The 2541-nt window shown below is 35.8% G+C and carries 3 protein-coding genes; all 3 read left to right on the top strand.

Going from position 1 to position 2541, the window contains the following annotated elements; translation table 11 throughout:
- The first annotated feature begins 535 nt into the window (after positions 1 to 535).
- The 3 genes from ACFWE9_RS26590 (at position 536) to ACFWE9_RS26580 (ending at position 2452) form a co-directional block, all read left to right on the top strand.
- On the top strand, positions 536 to 1423 hold the full coding sequence (locus tag ACFWE9_RS26590; RefSeq protein WP_377359632.1) for a TetR/AcrR family transcriptional regulator: 888 nt from the start codon (positions 536 to 538) through the stop codon (positions 1421 to 1423).
- A gap of 126 nt (positions 1424 to 1549) precedes the next feature.
- Positions 1550 to 1897, top strand: a complete 348-nt coding sequence (locus ACFWE9_RS26585; RefSeq protein ID WP_230159459.1) for a phage holin family protein — start codon at positions 1550 to 1552, stop codon at positions 1895 to 1897.
- Between the two features lie 381 nt (positions 1898 to 2278).
- Positions 2279 to 2452: a hypothetical protein gene (locus tag ACFWE9_RS26580; protein WP_230159458.1), complete on the top strand. Its 174-nt coding sequence runs from the start codon at positions 2279 to 2281 to the stop codon at positions 2450 to 2452.
- Positions 2453 to 2541: the final 89 nt, after the last annotated feature.

The following is a 2541-nucleotide window of genomic DNA, read 5'->3' as shown; positions in this document are numbered from 1 at the left end:
GTGTATAAGAGACAGATAATAATGAGTTCATTATTTTCACATACATATAGTGTCACTCAACAATAGCTAGTATATGGTAATGCTTAATAACATAACCCCTTATGACACAGCTTATTTTAATATTCAAGTTCCTAATTATGGTATACGACACATATACCGCTTACTCCTTCATGGGAAATGATTTTATCAGTTCTTCAACTAACGGGATAGTAATCGAGAATGAGGAAGTATACCCATGAATGCTTCCTTCCTCCTATTAATTTTATAACAATCTGTATCGTTCGCCTGTGACGTTGTTCACTCATTAGACTTTATTTTCATAATGAATAAAAACCCAGTTTATGAATCATTGATCCATTCCGGTTCATTTGGGTATTTCATGACATCCTGAAAAATTGACCAAAACAAAGAGTAACTTAGATGCCATCACCCCTATTTTGCTAGAGAAATTGTGAACTTACTGGTTTGTGTTCGTATAGAAAATAAGATACTATTACGTTAAAATGACCGGCCAATAAGAGTAAGGGTGATATATATGAATGAGCGGAAACAACTGGTAGTTAAATATGCACACCAATTATTTATTGAAAAGGGTTATCAAGCAACATCCATTCAAGATATTTTAGATTATAGCGGCATTTCAAAAGGAACATTTTATAACTATTTTTCTTCTAAAAGCGAATTGCTTAAGGCAGTATTCCTTTCTACGCAAGTAAAATTCGAAAAGGAACGGAATGAACTGCTAATTGGGCAAAACCTGGCAGATATTGAAATATTCATCAAACAATCCGAATTACAAATGCACTCCAACAAAAGCAATAAACTCTTTTCCTTATATGAAGAAGTCATGATTTCTAATGATACCGAACTTAAAAATTTCATTACACATGCAAAATTCCAGCATATACATTGGCTTTCAAAACGGTTTCTCGATATATTCGGTGAAGAGAAAAAACCCTATATTTTGGACTGTGCCATTCTTTATTCCGGCATGATGCATCAAACGATTCATTTTAATGCCTTGGCTAAAGAGCCTGATTTCAACCCAACTGAAATTATCCGTTATTGTGTTGATAGGATTAAAACCATTTTCGAAGATGTAAGCCAATCAAATGTACAGCTTTTGGAACCAGATCTTATCAAGCAATGGCTGCCGGAGTGCTATACACAGCAGGATTTTAATACTGCACTCCTCCACTCTGCAAACGACCTAAAAAAGATGATCTTGAAGCTTTGTCAGGATGATGAAAGAGAACGTGTAAAAAACTTAAAGTTAATTCACTTTATCCAGGAAGAATTTTTACAAAACAGTGATACACGAATCTTTCTCATCGAAAGTGCACTGCTTTCCTTAAACAGCAATCCAAAGCTAAAAAACACATTGGAATTAAGTCAATTCGAAAAGATCATTGCCAATAACTAAATTGAAAATGGCCTCCTAAAAGGGGGTCCTTTCCTTTTTTGTGACAATTCTGCAAACATACAACTGGAATTCATGAAATTTTAGTATAATGACTTGTAGTATAAGTGACTTCAGGAGGAGTTTTTCATGAATATTATATTGCGTTTTCTTATCAACGGGTTGGTATTACTCGTCATTGACTGGCTTCTCGACTCCATCACGATTCAATCTTACGGTACAGCCCTGCTGGCGATTTTTATATTATCAATCATGAACTTGTTAGTTAGACCCATTCTGCAACTAATTACATTGCCGATAACTATCTTGACGTTCGGATTGTTTTCGTTCATTATCAATGCCTTCACGTTCCAAATCACTTCTTATGTAGTCAGCGGGTTTGTCATACATTCTTTTTGGGGAGCCCTAATCGGATCACTGTTATTGAGTTTCATTCAAAGTCTACTAATAAAAAAGAGTAAAAAAAACCGTCAGTAGGATGCTGGCGGTTTTTCGTATCCACCCTCATTTTCCATACCACCTTTCGATATTTCCCGGGCTATTCCCCTAAATTCCCCTATTATGTAATAGCTGTATTCGCTCATTTTTGACAATTAACAAGGAAAAAGGGCCTTTTATCCATAAGTATAACCGTACATACCGATTTCTATGGAAATGGAATGAATCGATTTATGGAGGAATGACATGTTCCAAAACATAAACCAAGATTTATGCTGTCCTTTATGCTCAGATTCCCCCCTCCCTTCGCTCTGAATTTCTGGTTAAAATTCTAATCCTTCACTAAAAGAAAAAAAAGTCACCATAACTGGAACACCGTCCGCATACTTCTCCCATTCCGGCTTAAAAGATGCATCAGTCATGGATTCAGTGGGTGATTCTCCAGAACCGATGGTTGGCTCCTACTATGACTCTGCCAGCGGAAAATCAGGGTCTTCGCTAAAGAACACCCTGCACGAAATCATCGATGACCATACAGGAATATCGAAAGGACTACTAAAGTCGACCCTCGATAAAAGCTTATTCACTACATAGATTCACTTCTTTTCGTATTACTTTTTCCGCATCTTCAAATTACGTATTAGTGAAAACGGTAAATTTTACATTTACAAATCTATAAAAAT

The sequence above is a fragment of the Peribacillus sp. NPDC060253 genome (genome assembly GCF_042727425.1).
GTDB lineage: Bacteria > Bacillota > Bacilli > Bacillales > DSM-1321 > Peribacillus.
This window is presented reverse-complemented; position numbering and strand designations above follow the sequence as displayed.

What these genes read in the sequence shown, in the direction of transcription:
- ACFWE9_RS26590 (WP_377359632.1), top strand. Translation starts at nt 536, where the DNA reads ATGAATGAGCGGAAACAACTGGTAGTTAAATATGCACACCAATTATTT.
- ACFWE9_RS26585 (WP_230159459.1), top strand. Translation starts at nt 1,550, where the DNA reads ATGAATATTATATTGCGTTTTCTTATCAACGGGTTGGTATTACTCGTC.
- ACFWE9_RS26580 (WP_230159458.1), top strand. Translation starts at nt 2,279, where the DNA reads ATGGATTCAGTGGGTGATTCTCCAGAACCGATGGTTGGCTCCTACTAT.